Here is a 20,293-nt window from a genome sequence, read left to right as displayed (position 1 = left end):
ATAGCTGACTTATTTTTTACTCAAGGTAATCGACATGAATAGTCGAATTAGGCCATATGGAGATAATATGAAAAATAAGATTGCAGTGGTATTAGCGCTAGTTGGCGCAGCGTCATTATCAGGGTGTTCAACTCCTCCAGAAGGAGATATTAGGGTTCTGTGTCCTATAGTTGGAGGCGGGTTTGGTGCTGCTGTGGGCGGTGGTGCAGGCATGGTTGGTGGTGCAGTTGTTGGTGGTTTAATTTGTGCTGATTATGATGGGGACGGTGACGGCGTTGCCAACAGTGTTGATGAATGCCCCGACACACCGGCTGGTGCACCAGTTAATGAACGTGGTTGTGAAATCGTCGAAGAAGTGATTGTCGAAGAAGTGATTGTTGAAGAAGTTGTTGTAGAAGAAGTTGTTGAGGAAGAGATTGTAGAAGAAGTGGTGGTAGTGGCCGCAGTTGCTGCAGTGTTGATTCCAGAATCATGTGAACAATATGTGATGGTTGAAGATGACAAAGTGGTTGGCTTTGAGCACATCTTGTTTGGTTTTAACAAAGATGAATACGACGCAGACGAGCAAGAGAAACTGGATTGTATCGCTAAGACCGTTATAGCCAATGATCTAAAAATTGATGTAGCTGGTCATACCGATAATGTCGGTAGTGATGAATATAACTATGAGCTTAGTAAGCGCCGAGCCCATAACGTTGGTGTTGCATTGTTAGCTGCTGGTGTAACCAGAGATGCGGCTGTTGAAGAAGGTAAAGGCATTGCAGCCCCCATTGCTTCAAATGCTACTGAAGAAGGTCGAGCTCATAACCGCCGCGTAGAAGTGCGCGTTTATAACTAAGAGCTTTTATCAGAGTTAACTAAAAAGCCACGCAATGCGTGGCTTTGTTTTGAATGGCTATTGCCCGTTGGCTATTTTTTGGCTTTTTTAGCTAATTTTTTAGCGCGACCCTTGGCTTTTTTCTTAGCGGCTTTTTTAGCTTCAACGGTTTTAGGTTTTTTCTTCTTCGCTGGCGGCGCAGCAACCCGATGAGTAGGGCGTAAGCCATCAACCACTCGGCGTTTAATTGGTTCTTCGGTATAGCGCTCAGCTTTTGCTAACGCGCCCATGTCATGTGCTTCAACCAAGTTAATCGCCATACCTTTACGACCAGCACGGGCTGTGCGGCCAATTCGGTGAACGTAAACATCTGGTGTGCGTGGCATGTCATAGTTAAATACATGACTAATTTCAGGTACGTCTAAGCCTCGAGCGGCCACATCGGTTGCGATGAGGATCTTCACTTCACCGTCTCTAAAGGCTTGCATAGCTTGATTGCGTTTGTCTTGGGCCATTTCACCACGTAGATACGATGCTTTAATCTCATCGCTTTGTAGCTGCTCGGCTAGGGCATATAAACGGTCGCGGGTTTTTACAAATACCACACAACGTTCAATCTCTTCGTTAAGCAAGTAGTGGCGCAATAATTGGTATTTATGAGCGGCATCATCACAGAAGTGCAAGATTTGCTGAATTTTAGCTCGCTCGCGACGAGGTGGCTCTACTTCAATTTGTACTGGGTCTTGCATTACTTTGTCGGCAAAACGTAATAAACCAGAGCCTTCCAAGGTGGCAGAAAACAGAGCCGTTTGGCTGCGCTCACTGGTGGCGTCGCTAATAGTTTCCATATCTTTAATAAAGCCCATGTCTAACATGCGATCGGCTTCATCAAGTATTAGTACTTCAATCGCTTGAGTATCAAATACCTTGTAAGTGATGTATTCCATCAGGCGGCCTGGGGTGGCAATTACAATATCAATATTGCCCTTTAGCTGCTCCGCGTGTACATCGTATTTAACCCCACCGGTGATATCGATGGTGGTTAACTTGGTGTGTGCAGTGGCTAAGCGCGCTTGCTCGGCCACTTGCATGGCAAGCTCGCGAGTAGGGGTGAGAATAAGTACTCGACCAGGCCCTGCTTTGCGGCGTGGGTAATCCAGTAAGTGCTGAATAGCCGGCAGTAAAAAACCTAAGGTTTTGCCTGTGCCAGTGGGCGCAGAAGCAAGTACATCTCGACCATCAAGCATTGCCGGAATGGTTTGCTGCTGAATAGAGGTGGCTTTTTGCAAGCTCATATCGCTTACTGCAGCAAGGATCTGCGGGTCTAGGTCGAGGTCTTCGAAGGTCATAAATCTACCAAGTTGTGAGGCGCCATCGACTTGAACCAAAAGCGCGGGTCATTTACATTCGCGGCATAGTATAGCGCCAAACAGAGGCAAGCAAGAAGTGATCGATCATAATCAGCGTCCTGGATTTACCTTTAAGCAGTTTCATGTGGCTCATGATCAATGTGCTATGAAGGTTGGCACCGACGGGATCCTATTGGCTGCGTGGCTTAATCTTGCTAATGCGAAACGGATATTGGATGTGGGAACCGGTACAGGTTTAATTAGTTTGATTATGGCGCAGCGTTGTCAAGGAAGGGCAAGGATTGATGCTATCGATATTGAACCTGATGCCGTTGAGCAAGCAAAACTAAATGTAGCAAACTCACCTTGGCCAAATGCTATCCAAGTAGCGTTAAGCAGTATGCAAGACTACCAAGCAGCGCACAGCTATGATCTGATTGTTTCTAACCCGCCTTATTTCCCCGCTGGACAGAGTTTTGAACAAAAGCGCCAGCAGGCTAGGCACAATGGCTCTTTGGATGCTCAACAGTTCTTTTTGTCGTTAACTGAGCTGAGCCACTCAAACACCGAGCTTGCCCTAGTGCTACCGTGCGATGTCGCCGAGCACTGGCAACAGCATGCTCTGCGCAACAATTGGTATTTAATCCAACAAGCAGATGTTCAATCAGTAACCAGCAAACCCGCTATTCGTAGCTTGTTGCGTTTCTCCAAGCTGCAATTGCAGCCAGTTAAAAAAGAGCAAATCCTTATCTATCAAGCAGATAACGCTTATAGCAAACAGTATGTTGAATTGTGTAGAGACTTGTACTTAAAAATGTAGGTTTGTTTACTATTGAGTTGGATCAATTATCCATAATGTAGATTTATTCACTGGTTTTATGTTTAAGTTTAGTTCTATATACTTACGCGCTCAAAATTATAAACAATTGCAATCTACAACGAGGATAACACGTGACCAAACCACTTGGATCATGGAATACATTAAGCTTAGGGATGATGGTATTCGCCTTTTTTTTAGGCGCCGGTAATTTGATTTTTCCACCTATGGCAGGCATGTTAGCGGGCGATAATCTTGCTATGTCGATGCTTGGCTTTTTGGCCACTGCAGTAGGTTTACCGTTACTTGGCTTGCTGGCGATTGCAAAAGCGGGTGGCGGCATTGTGCACCTTGGGCGTTATTTACCCTCTAAGGTGGCCAACTTTATTGCGCTAGCCATTTATTTGGTATTGGTGCCTATGTTTGGTATTCCCCGTACATGTTTGGTGGCCTACGAGCTAGGTTTGGTACCATTAGTAGAGAGCGCTAGTCAGCTAACCTTAATAGCTTACTCCTCGTTTTATTTTATTGCGGCGCTGTTTTTCATTCTGCGCCGTGGTGGTTTGATTGATACCGTGGGCAAAATTATCACCCCTTTACTGGTAATTTGTATTGCTGTTATTGGTGTGAGTGTATTTAGTAATCCTTTTGCTGAAATCGCCGATGCGCAAAAAGGCTTTGCCGACATGCCATTTGGTCAAGGTTTTATCGATGGTTATAACACTATGGATGCCTTGGCTGCGTTAATGTTTGGTGTATTGATGATTGATGCGCTAAACAGCAAAGGTGTTACCGGTAAAGGTGAGCAATTTGGCTATTTAGTTAAGGCTAGCATCATCGCGGCCATCGGCTTAACTCTGTTTTATGTGGTGCTGTTCTATTTGGGTGCTACTGCAACTGGTGTAGCGCCAGAGGCGAAAAATGGTGGCGAGATTATTGTTGCTTATGTTGGCGTACTGTTTGGCGCTAAAGGTCAGCTGTTACTTACGGCAATTGTGAGTTTGGCCTGCTTTACTACCGCCATTGGTGGTATCTCGTCGTTCTCAACTTATGTCAGTGATAACAGCAAATTCTCATATAAGCTTACCGCGATTATCACTGCCGCTTGTTGTGCATTGGTTGCCAACATTGGTTTAAATCAATTGCTAGTGGTGTCTATTCCTATTCTTATCGGTATCTATCCAGTAGCGGTAGCGCTCATTGCCTTTAACTTGTTGGTTGATTGGTTTAATCGCCCGCAAATGGCGGCTCGTTTAATCATTGGTGTGGCGGCTATTTTTGGCATACTCGATGCGATTAAAGCGACTGGTGTGAATATGGATGCCTTTAATGTTCTGCCTGGCTTCTCTCAGGGTTTTGCTTGGCTACTGCCTACTTTTGCGGCGGTATTGGTGAGTATATTTGCTCGTCCAAGCAAACAAGCCGTGGTAGAAACCGCCTAGTATTGAAAGCGCTAGCCTCTGCGCTAGCGCTATTTCAACTAAGCAAAACAACATAACAGGTTAATACCTGTTTTTTTTTGGTTTTTCTCCCCCCGAACTGAGCCTGCTATCCCTCGTATTTGCAGGCTTCGCGCAATACCATAAGCGACTACTTGTTGGTTGCTTATATGCAAAATGGAGTTTGTCATGAAAGAAGTCCCATTTAGGTGGATTGACCGCTTTAATATTCACCTTACCTTGCAGGAAAAATTTCTACTGATGTTCGTATTCCCTATGCTGGCTTTGGTAGCAATCTTGTTGATTGTGTCTAGTAATGTAGAGCAACACTTGCAAGAAGTTCATCAACAAGAGGCCCAGCTGTTAAGCCAAGTGATTAAGGCTGAGCCAGAAGAGCTGCGAGCCTTGCTATCGAAAGCGGGTTATACATTGCGTGGCAATAATGTGAGCTCTCAGCACCACAACACCTCCATTTTTGGCTTATTTTCCGGGCTGCAATACGCCAGTATTGCTGCAATATTATTTGTTGCGGGTTTGCTGTTTTACTACGTCATGACCTTTATTGGCGGGGCAATGTATCAAATTCACAATGCTTTAGATTTGTTAGCCAAGGGCGATTTAACCAAGCGACTCAATTACTTTCCGGTGCGTGACGAGTTTAGCTCCATTGCGATCATTATTGATAAGGTGGCAGAGCGTGAACACCAACTAGTGAGCGAAACTAATGCCAGTAACGCCATGGTTAAAGACTTATGTGATCAACTCAATCAAACCAGTGAGCAATGCAATAGTGTAAGTGTGCAACAGCAAGACCGAGTTGACTCTTTAGCCAGTGCCATCGAGCAAATGGTGGTAACGATTCGCAATGTGGCCGCCAATGCCAATGACACCGCCGAGCAAACTACCCAGGCTAATCAAGCCACTAGTGCAGGCCAGCAAAATGTTGAGCTTACCGTGGAGGCTATTGATCAACTAATGGCTGATGTACAGCGCGCCGAACAAGCGGTAACTCAATTGGAAAAGCGTACTCAAGATATTGGTGCAGTGGTTACCACCATTAATTCTATTTCTGAACAAACCAATCTGTTGGCATTAAATGCCGCGATTGAAGCTGCCCGCGCTGGTGAGCAAGGGCGTGGTTTTGCCGTTGTTGCAGATGAAGTTCGCAGCTTAGCTGGGCGTGCACAGCAGGCCACTGTTGAGATCCAATCAATGATTGAAGAGCTGCAATCTACCAGCCTTGGCCTAAGTTCAACGGTTAAAGAAAGCGTACAACGCGGTGAAACCAGTAAGCAGATGATGGGCGGTGTGCATCAAACAATTGCCGACATCCATCAGCGCACCGATACGGTTTCGGCCAAAATTTCAGAAATTGCTACAGCCTCAGAGCAACAAGGGGTGGTTGCTACAGGCATCTCTGAAGATACTCATCAGTTACGTGATCAAACTGTATTGGTAACAGAGTTAGTTCAAGGCTCAGATCAAGCGATTAAATCGCTGCTGGAAAGGGTAGAAGTACTAGAACAGCTTACTAAAGAGTTAAAGGTTTAGTGCTTAAAGCAGGATAGCTAATGTGAATTTTTAAACTTCACATTAGCTAATACCAAATTGTTTAAGGTGCTTGCAGTTCGGCGAGCTCTTGCTTTAATTGCCCGCACCACTGTTGAATGCGTTGGTCGCTTAACTCGTATTGATGTTCATCATCTAGCGCTAAGCCATAAAAGAATTCGCCATCTTCGGTGAGAGCTTTGGAGGCTTCAAATTCGTAGCCTTGGTTTGGCCAAAAGCCAATAAAGTTGGCACCAGAGGGTGCCAGCTGTTCAAACAACAAGCCCATGGCATCTAAAAACCATTCGCTGTAACCCACCTGATCACCAAGACCAAACAGGGCAATGGTTTTGTTTTTAAAATCAAGCCCTTCAAGGTTATCCCATACGGCTTCCCAATCTTCTTGTAATTCGCCATAATCCCAAGTGGATATGCCAAGAATAAGTAGCGAGTAGTCGTGCATTTGGGCTACGTCGCAATCTTTAATATTGAACATGTCGATATCATGGTCGGCAAATTCAGCGATAATTTTTTCCGCTGCCATTTCGGTGTAACAGGTAGATGAGCCGAAGAACAGGCCAATGCGCATGTAATACTTCCTTAAGCGTTGCAGTGTGCGCGGGCAGTTTATCAAAAGCGCTAACTAACACCAATAAGCCAAGTGCGAGCACGACAAACTAGTGAGAGATATGCCAAGTAAGCAAGCCAAACCCAAAGCCAGCGAAATAGACAATCCGCATATCAATCGCTTTATTGAACAGTTGTGGTTTGAGCATAGCCTTGCAGAAAATACCCTTAACTCCTATCGCAACGATTTAAACCAACTTGCTAGTTTTTTACAGCAGAGAAAGGTCGCCATTGAGCAAGCTGAGGCTTTAGATTTACAAGGCTTTATCGCCTATCGCTTCGAGCAAGGACAAAAGCCAGCCAGTGCCGCTAGGCAGCTTTCAAGCCTAAAACGTTTTTATCGCTTTTTGATTCAAGAAAAAAGCCGTGAAGACGATCCCTGTGCCTTGTTAGTCCAACCCAAATTAGAGAAAAAACTTCCAGGCACCTTAAGCGAGGCGGAAGTTGAAGCCTTGTTGAATGAACCTCAGCTCGACGACCCCATTCAACATCGTGACTTAGCCATGTTGGAGGTGCTTTATGCGACTGGTTTGCGCGTCACCGAGCTGGTGAGCTTGCAAATAGAGCAAGTAAGCTTGCGCCAAGGCCTAGTGAGGGTGGTGGGCAAAGGCGGTAAAGAGCGCTTAGTGCCTTTAGGGGAGCAAGCTGTAGACGTACTAGAGCGTTACTTGAAACAGGCGCGACCAATGTTATTAAAGCAAGAGAGTGATGTATTGTTTCCTAGCTCTCGTGGTAGCCAGATGACTCGGCAAACCTTTTGGCATCGAATTAAACGCTATGCCAGTTTGGCCGGGATCAACAACCATTTGTCGCCTCATACCTTGCGCCATGCTTTTGCAACACATTTACTCAACCACGGAGCAGACTTACGGGTGGTGCAAATGTTGTTGGGGCACAGCGATTTATCCACCACCCAAATATATACCCATGTGGCAAATGAGCGTTTACGTAGTGTTTATCAGCAACACCACCCGCGTGCTTAAACGTATAAGTAAGCAGTTTGTAATTAATTTTTTGCATTTGAGCGAGATAGGCGGTAAGTTTTCTCAGCTTTGCACGGTCTGCTTGTATACCCCTAATTCGGAGAAAATTTAATGAAATTATCCAAGGCCTTATTGTTGTCGATGAGTATATTCGGCCTGAGCCTAAATAGCGCTTGGAGTGCAGCAGCCAGTGAGCCTGCTTTAGATACAAATAAAACTAAACAGATAATAGAGGCTCGCTTAGGTGTAGCAGTGGATTCCCTCGCGGAAACTCCGCTGACAGATATTTACGAGGTTACTACTAGCCAAGGCATGTTTTACATAAGCCAAGATGGCCGCTACCTGTTACAAGGTAGCCTGTTTGATTTAGTGAACCGCGTGAACCTAACTGATGCCAGCATGGCTAAAGTACGCATCAAACAATTAGCTAGCTTTGAAAATGACATGATTGAGTTCAAAGCTAAAGATGAAAAATACGTAGTAACGGTATTTACCGATACTAGCTGTGGTTATTGCCGCAAGTTACACAACGAGTTATACACCTACAAAGAAAAAAACCAGCATACCCAAAAGGTTGAAACCCTTGCTGGTTATACCGATCTAGGTATTACCGTGCGCTATTTAGCCTTTCCTCGTGGTGGGGTAGATTCACCGGTTTTCGGTGAAATGCAAAGCGTATGGTGCGCCGACGATCAAGCCGGTGCAATGAGCGCAGCTAAAAACGGCGGCTCAGTCACTAAAGCCAGCTGCGATAACAGCGTACTTAAACAATACCAATTAGGCGAAGCCTTTGGAGTACGTGGCACACCAGCGATGGTGCTAGAAGATGGCACCATGTTACCAGGGTATCGCCCACCTGCAGCCTTGTTAGAGTTTTTAGAGCGCAGCTAGCTTACACTGCTGTAAATAGGCTCCTACTTTTGTTAAAAAGGGGAGCCTTTTTTATTTCACCAGCCTAGAGAAAACAATACGTGTTATTACGCCGCCGAGAGAGTCTAGATACCCAAGCCCTGCCGGCCGAATGGCCCGAGCTGATCAAGCAAGTTTATGTGCGACGCGGAGTAAAATCTGCCGCCGATGTAGAGCGACGCGCTCAAGCTTTGTTGCCGTTTCAGGGCTTACAAGGCATGGATGATGCCGTAAATCTGTTGATTAGCAATTTGCAGCAGCGGAAAAAGATCCTCATTGTGGGCGACTTTGACGCCGATGGCGCAACCAGCACCGCGCTGCTTATGGCGGGCTTACCGCAATTTGGCTTTAGGGCTGTGGATTTTCTGGTGCCTAACCGTTTTGAATATGGTTATGGTTTAAGCCCAGAGATTGTAGAGCTAGCCGCAGCCAAAGGCGCCGAGCTAATCATTACCGTAGATAATGGCATCTCCAGCATTAATGGTGTTGATAAGGCGCAGTCTCTTGGTATTCCGGTATTAATTACCGATCACCACCTGCCTGGTGAGCAATTACCCAAAGCGGCGGCGATTGTTAATCCAAATCTGTCGGCCTGCGCTTTTCCTAGCAAAAACTTGGCTGGCGTTGGCGTAGCGTTTTACTTGCTTATGGCGCTGCGCAGCAAAATGCGCCAACAGGATTTATTTGCCCAACAAGGCTTGGTTGAACCCAATATTGCCAGCCTACTGGATTTAGTGGCTCTAGGCACCGTAGCCGACGTGGTGCCGCTAGATAGCAATAACCGCATCTTAGTGCATCAAGGCTTGCAACGGATTCGCGCTGGCGCTTGTAGGCCCGGCATTCAGGCGCTTATTGAAGTGTCTGGTCGCAATAAAGCCAATATGGTGGCCAGTGATTTGGGCTTTTCTATTGGTCCGCGCCTCAACGCGGTTGGCCGCTTAGACGACATGAGCCTAGGTATTCACTGTTTGCTCAGTGACGATATTCACCATGCCCGCCAACTGGCCAGCGAAATGGACAGTTTGAATAGCGAGCGCAAAGATATTGAAGCCAGCATGCAGCAAGAAGCTCAGCAAAGTGTCAGCAAATTGAGTTTAGATAGTCAAAGCCTGCCCAAAGTTCTGTGTTTGTATCAAGCCGATTGGCACCAAGGTGTTGTAGGGCTGGTGGCTTCGCGCATCAAAGAAAAATATTATCGTCCAGTGTTTGCTTTTGCAGATGGCGATAATGGCGAAGTAAAGGGCTCTGGTCGTTCGGTAGCTGGAGTGCATCTGCGCGATTTACTGGAACGTATCGATACCCAAAACTCCGGCTTAATCAGTAAATTTGGTGGTCACGCCATGGCTGCCGGTTTGTCCTTATCGCAGGCGCGCTTTGCAGAGTTTCAGCTCTGCTTAGAGAAAACAGCCAAAGACTTTATTGATGAAGAATGCCTTACTCATACGCTGCTTAGTGATGGAGAGTTAGCACCCGAACAATTGGTGCTGGGATTTGCCGAATCATTGCGCGAGGCTGGGCCGTGGGGGCAAGGTTTCCCAGAGCCCCTGTTTGATGGTGAGTTTGAGTTGTGTGCCCAACGAGTGGTTGGCGAAAAGCATTTAAAGATGAGTGTTAAACTGCCCGGTATGACCCAAGAAATTGATGCCATTGCCTTCAATGTCGACCGCAGCATTTGGCCAAACGCCAGTCTCAAACAAGTGCAGTTGGTGTATAAATTAGATGTTAATGAATTTAGAGGACGTCGTAGTGTTCAGTTGATGGTTGAACACTTGGCGCCTTTGTAAAAGTTGTAGGAGTAATAATATGTCTGAATCACTGATTGTGATTTGTCCTAGCTGCCAAGCGGGCAATCGCTTACCGGTGGCTCGAATAAGCGAGCAAGCTAAATGTGGTAAATGTAAGCAGGCCTTGTTTAGCGGTCAGCCTATTGATGTCACCGAAAATAGCTTTAGTAAACACTTGGGCGGAGAGCTACCGGTTGTGGTAGATTTTTGGGCATCTTGGTGTGGCCCATGTAAAAGCATGGCGCCTGCTTACCAGCAAGCTGCTCAGCAATTTGCCCATAGGGCGCAGTTTCTAAAAGTGAATACCGAAGAACAACAAGCCTTGGCGCAGCGTTATCAAATTCGCTCAATTCCTACCTTAATGGTGTTTAAAAACGGCAAACTATTAAGCCAGCAGGCTGGTGCTTTACCTGCCCAAGCTATGCAACAGTGGCTTGAGCAATATATTTAGTTCGATTTGTCACCATTAGCACTTTAGAGCTCCTAGAGCTCTAAAGTTTTTGTTTCATCCTCGCAATTTCTACAGCTCATTATTGTGTTGCCTACCTAAATAGAGATAATCCAAAAAGTTATTATTTTTAAGTATTTGTTGATGGCGAGTTATCTATTTGTTGTCAATAATTAATCAAAATATCAAATAAAAATTAGCTGGCCACAGAGCCAATGATTAAAGGATTGTTTATGCCTAGCGGAAGCTCTCTTACCGGAAATGAGCGCAAGATGGTTGAACATCAACACATCGTTTCAACTACCGATCCTCGAGGCGTAATTACCTACGCCAATCAAGACTTTGTCGATATTAGTGGTTATAGCAATGATGAATTAGTCACTCACGGACACAATATTGTTCGTCACCCTGCAATGCCTAAAGCGGCTTTCAAGATGCTTTGGGATAGGGTTGAAAGCGGCAAACCTTGGATGGGAATTGTAAATAATCGCTGTAAAAACGGAGACAATTACTGGGTGGATGCTTTTGTCACTCCGATGCTCTCTAGTAAAGGGGAGATTGAGGGTTACCAGTCGGTGAGGGTAAAACCTAATGCCGAGGCAGTGCTACGTGCAGATCGTCTATATCAACGCATCAATGAGGGGCAGGCTCCTATTTCTCGCATGGAACGCGGGCTGAATATTTTAAGCCGTTACAGTTTAAGCTTTGCCTTACCTAGTTTATTGGTGTTAGCACTTTGCCTGTTTAACTCAGTACTCTCTTTAGGTGGTGGGCTAATCGCAGCCTTGGTGATTATAGGGCTAAGCATTTTGTTAGCCGCTATGCTTAGTGCGTCTATTCGTAGCTTGGCGGCCAGCAGTAAACAAACTATTGATGATCCCGTGGCGCAATGGATTTACACCGGGCGCTGCGATGAATTAGGGCAATTACAATTGGCTAATATTCTATTGGATCACCAACAACAAACCTTAATTTGGCGAGTTAGTGATTCGGCGCAGCAATTGGATAAAGTGGCTGCTCAGGCATCGAGCGCAACCGAGGGTGTATACACCGATATGGACTCGCAACAGAATGAAGTTGAGCAAGTGGCAAGTGCCATTGGCCAAATGGCGAGCAGCGTTGAAGAGGTCTCATCTAGCGTGCAACAAACGGTAGAGCAAACCAGCCAAGCCGATCAGCAGGTGCGTCAAGGCCACCAAGAAGTGAATGAGACCATCACACAAATTAACCTGCTGGCTAAAGAAATTGATACCGCTAGTGAAGTGATTGCTTCGCTGGCTCAAGAAAGTGAGCAAATTGGCTCATTTGTCACGGTTATTCAAGGCATTGCCGAACAAACCAATTTACTGGCTTTAAATGCTGCCATCGAGGCAGCAAGAGCGGGAGAGCAGGGGAGAGGTTTTGCCGTGGTGGCAGATGAAGTAAGAACCTTAGCCAGTCGCACGCAAAGCTCAACCGAAGAAATTCAAAGTATTGTTGCCACCTTGCAAAGTGGCGCTGAGCGAGCAGTGAAAGTAATGCAACAAGGCAGCAGCGCTGCACAGGGTAGTGTTGAGCAAGCAGCCAATGCTGGTGATGCAATTATGAAAATAACCCAAACCGTAGAGCAAATTCGCGGCCGAATTAGCCAAATCGCTAATGCTACCGAGGAACAAGCTTCTGTGGCCAGTGAAATTGGCGGCAACGTATCGGCAATTAGCCAGCAAACTCAACAAACCTTGCAACGTTGTCAGCATACTAGCGAAGCCAATCATTTGTTGGCTGAACAAAGCGGCAAGTTGCGGGCAATGGTAGAGCTGTTTGCTCGTTGATTTAGCAGGTAAATCAACGATAGATAACTTAGCTTAATTTTTTGATTTTGCTTTCATCAGTAATAGGGTGAGAATAATTTTGCTGGGTACCATTAACAGTAAGCCTAGGCCGATAATACCAGCAATTATTTGCACCCCGGTTACACCCATAGAGACACTAATATTAGAAAACATCGCTAAGGCTATTCCTACTAGTACCAATACTAAGCCCGCGCTTATAACGGCATATAGCAAGTACTTTCCTTGTTGTTGAGTCATCATGATGCCCTTTTAAATAACGACTTAAGTCATTATTAAGCACATACTTATATACAACCTTGCGTTAGCGCAGTTTATTGTGACTCTGTTGACTGTTTAGTGGGGGTACTTGCTTGAGACACCTTGAGTAAGGGGGCATTTTCGGGCCAGCTAAGCATGCCTTTTACTTGCCAAAAACTACCAATAGCCGGTGTAGATTGTTGATTAAAGTTGATTGTGAGTAACTTGCCTTCAGCACTTTTAGCTAATACCTCTTGCTCGCTATTTGTGTTGCCCATAACCAGAACATCGCCCTCTACCAAGCCAGATTGTTGGTTTGCTAAGGCGCGCTCTAAAGACAGGCTTTCTCTTTGTTTAAAGGGGCTATTGGGCGCCCAAGTGTAGTAACAAAAAAGACCAATTAGCAAAGCCATCACAAAGGGAATGCGTTTATCGATTATTCGAGGATCTTTAGCCATATATTGGTCCTTGTTGGTGAAGTAAAGCCTTTGCCGTTACCAAGCTCTATCGCCCGCCAGCGACGTCGACAATGCTACCCGTGACATAAGAAGCTTGTTCTGAAAGCAGCCAGCAAATGGCCTCGGCAACTTCGTCGGGCTGGCCGCCGCGCTGCATTGGAATGGAGCTGCGGATGCGCTCTAATCTATTAGGTTCACCGCCATCGGCATGCATATCGGTATTAATAAAGCCCGGTCGCACCCCATTAACCCTAATCTTTTGCTCTGCCAATTCTACAGACAGTCCTTTAGTGAGTGTATCTATTGCCCCCTTGCTGGCGGCATAATCAATATATTCGAAGGGGGAGCCTATGCGAGCCGCGGCCGAAGATACATTAACAATGGCCCCTCCAGCACCACCGTAACTGGTGCCCATGCGCTTAATCGCATATTTGCAGCACAAAAACGCGCTGGTTACGTTAGTCGTGAGTAACTGATTGACGCGGCCTTGGTTCATATCCACCAAAGGGCTTTGTGGTAGCAATATGGCAGCGTTGTTGACTAAGGCAGTTATCGGGCCCAATTGCAGGTCAATGGCAGTAAACAAGTCATCAACTTGCTGTTCTTGGCTTACATCAGCAGCGTAAGCAATCGCCGGCACACCTAAAGCATGTATTTGCTTAAGTAGAGTGTTGGCAGCTGCTTGGTTTTGTTTGTAGTTAATACAAACGGCGTAGCCCTTTTGCGCCAGCAGTAAAGCGCTAGCAGCGCCAATGCCACGACTAGAACCGGTGATCAGTGCAACCTTATTCATAGTTGTCCCTGCTATGTGAAGAGAAACCATGCTAGCAATATCAACCGCCTACAGAAAGCCTTTATGTTACGAATTAAATGACTATATTCCATACTATAGTGCGATAAACTTGCGTGCTAAGCATTGGCTTTATGCAGTAATCTTTCTAGACTTTGGCCTAACTTAACTATCACTCTTGAGATTATTTATGGATATTACTTTTGATTTAGCCAGTGCTTTAAATGCCCAAGCATTACGTTTAGCCGAAGAAAAACAAGTGAGTATTGCTGTAGCTGTGGTTGATGCTCACGGCGAGTTAGTGAGCTTTTCACGAATGAATAATGTTGCGTTTCATGCAGCGGTGCTAGCCCAGAACAAAGCGTACACCGCAGCGCGTGATCGCCAACCTACAGCTAACTTAGCGGCATGGGCAAAAGAAACCGGCAAAGATATGGGCTATTGGACCGATTCACGCTTTACCGGTATTCAAGGTGGAGTACCCATTTACCAAGATGGTAATGTGATTGGCGCTATTGGCATTAGTGGCATGAGTGAGCAAGACGATGCTGCTCTCGCTCAAGCCGCAATAGATGCTATGGTATAACCAAGATCAAACTTTCATCACTGGCGTAAACCTTTGGTTTGCGCTATTGACTTATCTCTCATATTATCTCTGTTCACCTTAACATTAGTCATGATGACGTTTTAAACAATTACTAATGATTATCAGTTCATCTGAAAGTTTTATGGCAAAACCTCCGTCAACTGTTCGGTACGTTTAGCATGTTTTGTTAATAATTTGTTTTTATCAAAAATTGATGTTTTAAGCGCTAAATGTTGCTATGGAAAAGGCCTACAAGCGCTGCCCATGTTGTTTTAATCTAATGGTTTAGCAAATTATTAACATTGTTGGGCGATAATTGTGTATTCACACTTTAGCATCTGCTTTAGTTAAAAAAGGTAAACAGGGAAGTAATATGATATTTCAAGTCAGCAAGCCTTTGGCACGTTGCGTTAAAGTTGCCGTATTCGCTTGCTCACCATTGTTGCTCCTAGCTTGTGGCGGTGGTGGAGACGAGACACCTAGTCAGCAGCCAACGCCAGACACTGGCGCTGCGGTAATTGCTCAAGAAATTGTCCTGCGCGCAGGTGACACCAGCCTAATGGAAGGCGAAAATAGCCAATTAGAATTGGATCTGGTTTATGACAATGGCGTTACCCGTAATCTCACCCCTTTTAAACTTAACTGGCAATGTAATTCTGAAGCAGTAAGCATTAGTGAATCTAGTTATGTGACAGCCAACACAGTCGGTGAAGCTGCTTGTAGTGTTGCTTGGTCGACACTGAGTTTGGTGGTGGGTTTTACCGTTAGCTCGGATGAGCTTATTGCCGAAAGCCTTACTATTTCCCCAGTCAGTCCGCTAGCTCTTTCACTGAATGATCAACAAGCTTTACACGTTACCGCTAGTTTTAACGACGGAACTGAGCAAGCTGTAAACAGCGATGCCAAGTGGGTATGCGACAGCAATGCAGTAAGCATTGACGCTCAACAACTGCTAAGCGCCGAGCAAATTGGATCAGCTAACTGCAGCGTTACTTGGCAAAAACTGAGTGCTGATCTTGAGGTGGTCGTATCAGCCCCCGCTACTTTAAGCAGCATTAGCATTAACCCCACTGGGCCTATCGATATTCCCTTAGCTTCCAAACAGAGTTTACAAGTTAATGCGACGTACAGTGATGGTTCTGTACAAGATTCATTAAGCGATGCGCAATGGGCCTGCGATAGCAGTGCTGTGAGCGTAGATACCCAACAACTGCTAATCACCAATCAGGTTGGTCAAGCTATTTGCACTGCCACTTGGCAGGGACAACAAGCAGACATTCAGATTGAAGTGCTAGCTCCTGCTGTCACCAACCACAAGCTATCTCTGGCATCGATAGAGCACCTACGTTTTGCCGGACAGGATTACAGCCGCTTTGCAGCTTGGGTTGACCAAGCAGTGGATGGCAGCCCAGGGTATGGATTTTCGCCTACCGATGCGGTGTATATGTACTACCTGACTCAAGATAAAAAATACATTGAGTTGGCGATTGAAGATGTAGAAAAGCAGGTTGCCGAGGCTGAAGCCCTCATTGCTGCTAACCAAAAGCCAATAACAAGCAAAGATTCTTACCTTCATGTAGGCGACTTTATCTCAGAGCTCGCTTACGTTTACGACTACGGTTATGACTTGCTTAGTGATAGCCAAAAGCTACGCTGGAAAAACTATGCCGAGCAAGCCATTTGGAATGTTTGGAATCATGCTGATGCACAGTGGGGCGGAAATAGTTTCCCTTGGAGCGGTTGGGCAACCACTAACCCGGGCAACAATTATCACTTCAGCTTTTTAAAAGCCACCATGACCTGGGCGCTAGTGGATGAAAACGAAACTTGGCTCAACCTACTCAGGGATGACAAGCTACCTAAGTTAGTTGAGTATTATGCGCAGTTTGCTGGTGGAGGTAGCCGAGAAGGTACAGGCTACGGTGTGGCTCAAAGTAAGTTGTTCGAGTTGTATATCATCTGGCGAGATGCTACTGGAGAAGACCTCTCAGAGGAGTCATTACATACTCGACAGACTATTGATTATTGGATCCACGCGACAACGCCAGACTTAGAGCACTTTGCGCCTATTGGTGACCAATCTCGGGTCTCATTCCCGGTGCTGTTCGATTACCACGAAAGCTTAATGCAGCGTGCTTCTTCGTTAAATATTGGTAGTGATGCTGCCAAACGTGGTAGTTGGTGGTTAGCTAATAACTCCGTTGATCCGATGCGCTATGGCTTCAACTTGCATACTACCTTGCTGCAACAAGAGCTCAATCAAATCGTACCAAGTGACTTGCTGTACTACTCTTCTAGCGCAGGCCACTTGTTTGTTCGCTCTTCTTGGGACGCTGATGCTACTTGGTTATCTGCTGTTGCAGGTATCTATGATGAGTCGCATGCCCATCAAGACCAGGGGTCGTTCACCTTATTTAAAAATGAGTTCTTGGCGGTAACCCAAAACATATGGTCGCACAGCGGTATTCACCAACTGAGCGACAAGCACAACATCTTACGCTTTGAAGAAGCGGGAGAAATCATTCCGCAAAAACGTGGCACAGAAGGCAGCATGACTCATCAGGTTACTGGTGATGTCACTACCATTAACATGGATCTCACTGGCGTTTATCCCGCTTATGATTCGATTACCTCTTGGCAGCGCGAGGTTCGCTTTAGTGAAGATAAAGTGATGGTGACTGACGAATGTGTTGTAGCTAATACGGTTTCAGCTATTTGGCAAATCAATTTGCCAGTAGAACCGGTTGTGCAGCCAGACGGTTCTATCATCGCAGGTCAATTAAAAATCACTCCTATTACACCCGCTACACCAACAGTAAGTATTACTAACTGGCAAGATATTGATGCGGTTGAATACAAAGAAGCCCGTTATAGATTGGATCTAGAAGGCTCTACCTGTAACTATCAAGTTCAGTTAGATATTCTAAATTAGTGCGGCTGATGTCGGTGTAAAAAGGGAGCTTCGCGCTCCCTTTTTTATTGGCTAAGAGTTGTACGACTTATTCGAGGTTATCTTAGCTAAGCCTTTGATGATTCGATAAATAGACCAAATCCAAACGGCTAATAGTACAAAGTAACCAACTACTACAAACGCCAATACAAAACCGATGATGGATAGACCAAAGCCCCACCAAAAGGTTTTAATAATATTTGAATAATGGTCTTCAAATAAGGTGCCGGCTGCTTCGCCCTTTTTCACCATTGCCCAAATAGCGCCTACTAGCCAAAACAAGCCGGTAAACAAACCCAGAATCATTAATCCATAGGCAATCAGTGCGCTGGTTTTTGCTGCCTCATCTTTACTTGATAAACTTGGTTCGGTAGCTGAAATTTCCATATCTGACATTAAATACTCCTTAAATTGTCAGTGATTTGAAGCAAATCTTTTATTGATAAGTGCTAAGCCGCGTTAGTGAAAACAGCTCGCTGGCTAAACAAAGCCGTGTTAGCAATAAAGCAGGAAATATGACAGATACGCTGGGGGAAAGCTGTAGTCAAATAGGTGATTCAATACGATATAACAATAATATAATCTTTTATATATTAATGCGTTAGCTAATTGCTGCCAAAAGTTACTACCGCTTGAGTTTAACCAGTAGTGGCTTGGCTACTTGTAGCCTGACTCGCGTAAGCGCTTATATACGGTGTTTCGGCTAATACCCAGTTGTTGAGCGGTTTTGGAGATGTTGCAAGACAAGGATTGGTAGATGGCCACAATGTCATCACTACAGGCTGGTTTTGGCTGCTCGGCTTCGCCAGTAGGTTGAGGAGTGCTGACAGCAATAGGCTCTACGTTGCTAGTTTGGCCATCAAGGTCGGCAAAGAAGTCGTCGGGTAGGTGCTGTAAATCGATGGCTTGATTGTCAGACATAGCCTGAGCGATTTGGATTACGCTAACTAGCTGGCGAATGTTACCCGGCCATGGGTGTTGGCAAAAGCTGTGCATTGCGCGCTCGGTTATCAAGGAATCTTGCGGTGCTTCGGCATAGTAGTTAAGTAAAAACTGGATGAGGTGTTGGCGGTCACTACGATGACGAAGTGCCGGTAACTCGATGTTTAAGCCACTCACCCGATAATATAAATCTTGGCGAAAACTGCCGGCTTCAACATCATCTTTTAGGTTTCTATTGGTGGCAGAAACCAACTTAAAGTCTACTGGATAAGACTCGGTGCTACCCAATGGGTTAACCCTGCGTTCTTGCAATACTCTTAATAAGCGTGCCTGAACATTTAAGGGCATATCGCCAATCTCGTCTAAGAATAAGGTACCTTTGTCTGCCTTACGGATCAGCCCTATATAGCCTTTGTTGCTAGAGCCCGTAAACGCGCCTTTTTCATAACCAAATAGCTCCGACTCCACCAACTCTTGGGGAATCGCAGCGCAGTTTACTGTCACCATGTTCTGCTTGCTTCGCAGGCTTGAGTGATGCAGTGCTTTTACAAATACCTCTTTACCTACGCCGGTTTCGCCACGAATTAGAATCGGGATTTCTTTATCTACAATACGTTTGCTTTGCGCTACCGCTTTAGCCATTACCGGATCGCCCAAATTAAGATCATCCAGCAAAAATGCCTGTTTCTCCGAGACGTGTTGTGGCCTATTTTGTTCAGGCTTAAGCAAAGTTCTAAAATCTAAAACACGCGGTTTGGCTTGTTTGGGTTTATGCAAAATACCGTGCACTCTAAATTGCTGGCGAGTGATTAAGGGGATTTGAAAACTCTCTGGTTGATTAACTAACTGGTTAACACTAATTTCAAATAGCTCGCTAATGTTCACCAGCTTTAAGTCGGTGGCTAGAACTAACTCCGCGCGGCGATTGGCCGAGATCACCAAGCCGGTTTCATCAAATACAACCAGCGCCGACCACTGGCTATCGATGTTTTCTGGGCTGGTGTTGAAACGCAGCAGAAAGTGTTCACTATTAAAGTGAGAAATTATTAGCTGATTTTCAACCGCTTGCGACATGATTTTCACCATGCCAAGGGTATGAGATTCCGGTAAGTAGGTATCGCTCGAGATATCAATTACACCTACCATTTCCCTATCTACCCCATAGATAGGTGCAGCCGAACCAGTCATAAAGCGGTTCGCCACCAAAAAATGCTCGTCATGATGAATTTGCACCACGCTGCCAGTTTTTAAGGCAGTGCCAATGGCGTTGGTGCCTAACACCGGTTCTTGCCAGCCAGTGCCCGGTGAGAATATTTCTTGATGTTGCTGCTTAAAACGTTGTTCTCCCCAGCTTTTTAATACATAGCCTTGGTGGTCGGCCAGCATCACTTGGCTGTTGCTATTACTGAGCAAATTCTCGTAGTAGGGCAGTACTTGATGATGGGTGGTTTCTAATAATTGATGATGCTGTTCCAGCAGACATGACAAATCCCCCGCAGACTTATGCTCTACGTTTGGCTCACTATGATGGGTTAAGCCAGAGTCTCGGCAGCGCTGCCAAGAGTGCTTAATTAGCGCTTCATGTTCTAAATACCACTGTGACTTTTCGCTCATCTCAATCCTTTAATCAGCATCACATTGTTTAGCAGTGAACAGTATCAGGCAGGCACTTTCGCATACGAACATTAATTGGTCAAAATCGATTAACAAAATGTTCACATTGATCACACTAAATGAACATATTTTTATTAAAGTAAAAACTAAAACAAATATATTA

At 45.4% G+C, this 20,293-nt stretch carries 18 protein-coding genes; 11 read left to right on the top strand and 7 right to left on the bottom strand.

The genetic code is table 11. The features are described 5' to 3' along the window. Nucleotides 1-67 precede the first annotated feature (67 nt). Nucleotides 68-838 (top strand): OmpA family protein, encoded by a 771-nt coding sequence (locus G6R11_RS10325; protein ID WP_163133005.1) that lies wholly within the window; start codon nt 68-70, stop codon nt 836-838. Nucleotides 839-909: 71 nt separating this feature from the next. Here the strand turns inward: G6R11_RS10325 and srmB are convergent, their stop codons facing one another. After that, nucleotides 910-2,166, bottom strand: coding sequence for an ATP-dependent RNA helicase SrmB (srmB, locus tag G6R11_RS10320; protein WP_163133004.1), 1,257 nt, complete (start codon nt 2,164-2,166; stop codon nt 910-912). A gap of 97 nt (nt 2,167-2,263) precedes the next feature. Between srmB and G6R11_RS10315 the strand changes: the two genes are divergently transcribed. From G6R11_RS10315 to G6R11_RS10305, 3 genes are all read left to right on the top strand, one after another. Then, the gene (locus tag G6R11_RS10315) at nt 2,264-2,986 is read left to right on the top strand and encodes a tRNA1(Val) (adenine(37)-N6)-methyltransferase (RefSeq protein ID WP_163133003.1); all 723 of its coding nucleotides are present in this window, start codon (nt 2,264-2,266) and stop codon (nt 2,984-2,986) included. A gap of 131 nt (nt 2,987-3,117) precedes the next feature. Then, nucleotides 3,118-4,425, top strand: coding sequence for a branched-chain amino acid transport system II carrier protein (gene brnQ, locus G6R11_RS10310; RefSeq protein WP_163133002.1), 1,308 nt, complete (start codon nt 3,118-3,120; stop codon nt 4,423-4,425). A gap of 186 nt (nt 4,426-4,611) precedes the next feature. Beyond that, on the top strand, nt 4,612-5,973 hold the full coding sequence (locus tag G6R11_RS10305; protein ID WP_163133001.1) for a methyl-accepting chemotaxis protein: 1,362 nt from the start codon (nt 4,612-4,614) through the stop codon (nt 5,971-5,973). Between the two features lie 61 nt (nt 5,974-6,034). Here G6R11_RS10305 and fldB read toward each other — a convergent pair whose 3' ends face one another. After that, nucleotides 6,035-6,559 carry a flavodoxin FldB gene (gene fldB, locus G6R11_RS10300; protein ID WP_163133000.1) on the bottom strand — a complete coding sequence of 175 codons (525 nt, stop codon included), beginning with the start codon at nt 6,557-6,559 and terminating at the stop codon, nt 6,035-6,037. Nucleotides 6,560-6,659: 100 nt separating this feature from the next. Here fldB and xerD point away from each other — a divergent pair, with 100 nt between their 5' ends. From xerD to G6R11_RS10275, 5 genes are all read left to right on the top strand, one after another. Continuing rightward, the gene (gene xerD / locus G6R11_RS10295; RefSeq protein ID WP_163132999.1) at nt 6,660-7,580 is read left to right on the top strand and encodes a site-specific tyrosine recombinase XerD; all 921 of its coding nucleotides are present in this window, start codon (nt 6,660-6,662) and stop codon (nt 7,578-7,580) included. 111 nt (nt 7,581-7,691) lie between these two features. Next, complete coding sequence (dsbC, locus tag G6R11_RS10290) at nt 7,692-8,471, top strand: bifunctional protein-disulfide isomerase/oxidoreductase DsbC (RefSeq protein WP_163132998.1); 780 nt, start codon at nt 7,692-7,694, stop codon at nt 8,469-8,471. Between the two features lie 80 nt (nt 8,472-8,551). Continuing rightward, nucleotides 8,552-10,273 (top strand): single-stranded-DNA-specific exonuclease RecJ, encoded by a 1,722-nt coding sequence (gene recJ / locus G6R11_RS10285; protein ID WP_163132997.1) that lies wholly within the window; start codon nt 8,552-8,554, stop codon nt 10,271-10,273. 19 nt (nt 10,274-10,292) lie between these two features. Then, the gene (gene trxC / locus G6R11_RS10280; RefSeq protein WP_163132996.1) at nt 10,293-10,724 is read left to right on the top strand and encodes a thioredoxin TrxC; all 432 of its coding nucleotides are present in this window, start codon (nt 10,293-10,295) and stop codon (nt 10,722-10,724) included. A 230-nt stretch (nt 10,725-10,954) separates the two neighbouring features. Next, on the top strand, nt 10,955-12,532 hold the full coding sequence (locus G6R11_RS10275) for a PAS domain-containing methyl-accepting chemotaxis protein (RefSeq protein ID WP_163132995.1): 1,578 nt from the start codon (nt 10,955-10,957) through the stop codon (nt 12,530-12,532). Between the two features lie 33 nt (nt 12,533-12,565). Here G6R11_RS10275 and G6R11_RS10270 read toward each other — a convergent pair whose 3' ends face one another. From G6R11_RS10270 to G6R11_RS10260, 3 genes are all read right to left on the bottom strand, one after another. Further along, entirely contained in the window at nt 12,566-12,793 is a 228-nt protein-coding gene (locus G6R11_RS10270) for a hypothetical protein (protein ID WP_240352437.1), read from the bottom strand. Nucleotides 12,794-12,864: 71 nt separating this feature from the next. Then, nucleotides 12,865-13,248 (bottom strand): hypothetical protein, encoded by a 384-nt coding sequence (locus G6R11_RS10265; protein ID WP_163132994.1) that lies wholly within the window; start codon nt 13,246-13,248, stop codon nt 12,865-12,867. Between the two features lie 46 nt (nt 13,249-13,294). After that, the gene (locus G6R11_RS10260; RefSeq protein ID WP_163132993.1) at nt 13,295-14,041 is read right to left on the bottom strand and encodes an SDR family oxidoreductase; all 747 of its coding nucleotides are present in this window, start codon (nt 14,039-14,041) and stop codon (nt 13,295-13,297) included. Between the two features lie 187 nt (nt 14,042-14,228). On the opposite strand from G6R11_RS10260, the gene G6R11_RS10255 reads away from it, so the two are divergent. Continuing rightward, nucleotides 14,229-14,624 (top strand): heme-binding protein, encoded by a 396-nt coding sequence (locus tag G6R11_RS10255; RefSeq protein WP_163132992.1) that lies wholly within the window; start codon nt 14,229-14,231, stop codon nt 14,622-14,624. 373 nt (nt 14,625-14,997) lie between these two features. Continuing rightward, complete coding sequence (locus G6R11_RS10250) at nt 14,998-17,556, top strand: hypothetical protein (RefSeq protein WP_163132991.1); 2,559 nt, start codon at nt 14,998-15,000, stop codon at nt 17,554-17,556. A 51-nt stretch (nt 17,557-17,607) separates the two neighbouring features. On the opposite strand, the gene G6R11_RS10245 is transcribed toward G6R11_RS10250, so the two are convergent. Together G6R11_RS10245 and G6R11_RS10240 are read right to left on the bottom strand one after the other, a co-directional pair. Next, nucleotides 17,608-17,970: a hypothetical protein gene (locus G6R11_RS10245; RefSeq protein ID WP_163132990.1), complete on the bottom strand. Its 363-nt coding sequence runs from the start codon at nt 17,968-17,970 to the stop codon at nt 17,608-17,610. A 261-nt stretch (nt 17,971-18,231) separates the two neighbouring features. Then, on the bottom strand, nt 18,232-20,130 hold the full coding sequence (locus G6R11_RS10240; protein WP_163132989.1) for a sigma-54-dependent Fis family transcriptional regulator: 1,899 nt from the start codon (nt 20,128-20,130) through the stop codon (nt 18,232-18,234). Nucleotides 20,131-20,293: the final 163 nt, after the last annotated feature.

Origin of the sequence: Agarivorans sp. Alg241-V36, assembly GCF_900537085.1 — a bacterium.
In the GTDB taxonomy this organism is placed as follows: Bacteria; Pseudomonadota; Gammaproteobacteria; order Enterobacterales; family Celerinatantimonadaceae; genus Agarivorans.
The sequence above is the reverse complement of the archived record's forward strand: the minus strand, read 5'-3'. Positions and strand labels throughout refer to the sequence as shown.

What these genes read in the sequence shown, in the direction of transcription:
- G6R11_RS10245 (WP_163132990.1), bottom strand. Translation starts at nt 17,970, where the DNA reads ATGTCAGATATGGAAATTTCAGCTACCGAACCAAGTTTATCAAGTAAA.
- G6R11_RS10260 (WP_163132993.1), bottom strand. Translation starts at nt 14,041, where the DNA reads ATGAATAAGGTTGCACTGATCACCGGTTCTAGTCGTGGCATTGGCGCT.
- dsbC (WP_163132998.1), top strand. Translation starts at nt 7,692, where the DNA reads ATGAAATTATCCAAGGCCTTATTGTTGTCGATGAGTATATTCGGCCTG.
- G6R11_RS10325 (WP_163133005.1), top strand. Translation starts at nt 68, where the DNA reads ATGAAAAATAAGATTGCAGTGGTATTAGCGCTAGTTGGCGCAGCGTCA.
- trxC (WP_163132996.1), top strand. Translation starts at nt 10,293, where the DNA reads ATGTCTGAATCACTGATTGTGATTTGTCCTAGCTGCCAAGCGGGCAAT.
- G6R11_RS10250 (WP_163132991.1), top strand. Translation starts at nt 14,998, where the DNA reads ATGATATTTCAAGTCAGCAAGCCTTTGGCACGTTGCGTTAAAGTTGCC.
- xerD (WP_163132999.1), top strand. Translation starts at nt 6,660, where the DNA reads ATGCCAAGTAAGCAAGCCAAACCCAAAGCCAGCGAAATAGACAATCCG.
- G6R11_RS10305 (WP_163133001.1), top strand. Translation starts at nt 4,612, where the DNA reads ATGAAAGAAGTCCCATTTAGGTGGATTGACCGCTTTAATATTCACCTT.
- fldB (WP_163133000.1), bottom strand. Translation starts at nt 6,559, where the DNA reads ATGCGCATTGGCCTGTTCTTCGGCTCATCTACCTGTTACACCGAAATG.
- G6R11_RS10270 (WP_240352437.1), bottom strand. Translation starts at nt 12,793, where the DNA reads ATGATGACTCAACAACAAGGAAAGTACTTGCTATATGCCGTTATAAGC.
- G6R11_RS10255 (WP_163132992.1), top strand. Translation starts at nt 14,229, where the DNA reads ATGGATATTACTTTTGATTTAGCCAGTGCTTTAAATGCCCAAGCATTA.
- srmB (WP_163133004.1), bottom strand. Translation starts at nt 2,166, where the DNA reads ATGACCTTCGAAGACCTCGACCTAGACCCGCAGATCCTTGCTGCAGTA.
- G6R11_RS10240 (WP_163132989.1), bottom strand. Translation starts at nt 20,130, where the DNA reads ATGAGCGAAAAGTCACAGTGGTATTTAGAACATGAAGCGCTAATTAAG.
- G6R11_RS10265 (WP_163132994.1), bottom strand. Translation starts at nt 13,248, where the DNA reads ATGGCTAAAGATCCTCGAATAATCGATAAACGCATTCCCTTTGTGATG.
- G6R11_RS10275 (WP_163132995.1), top strand. Translation starts at nt 10,955, where the DNA reads ATGCCTAGCGGAAGCTCTCTTACCGGAAATGAGCGCAAGATGGTTGAA.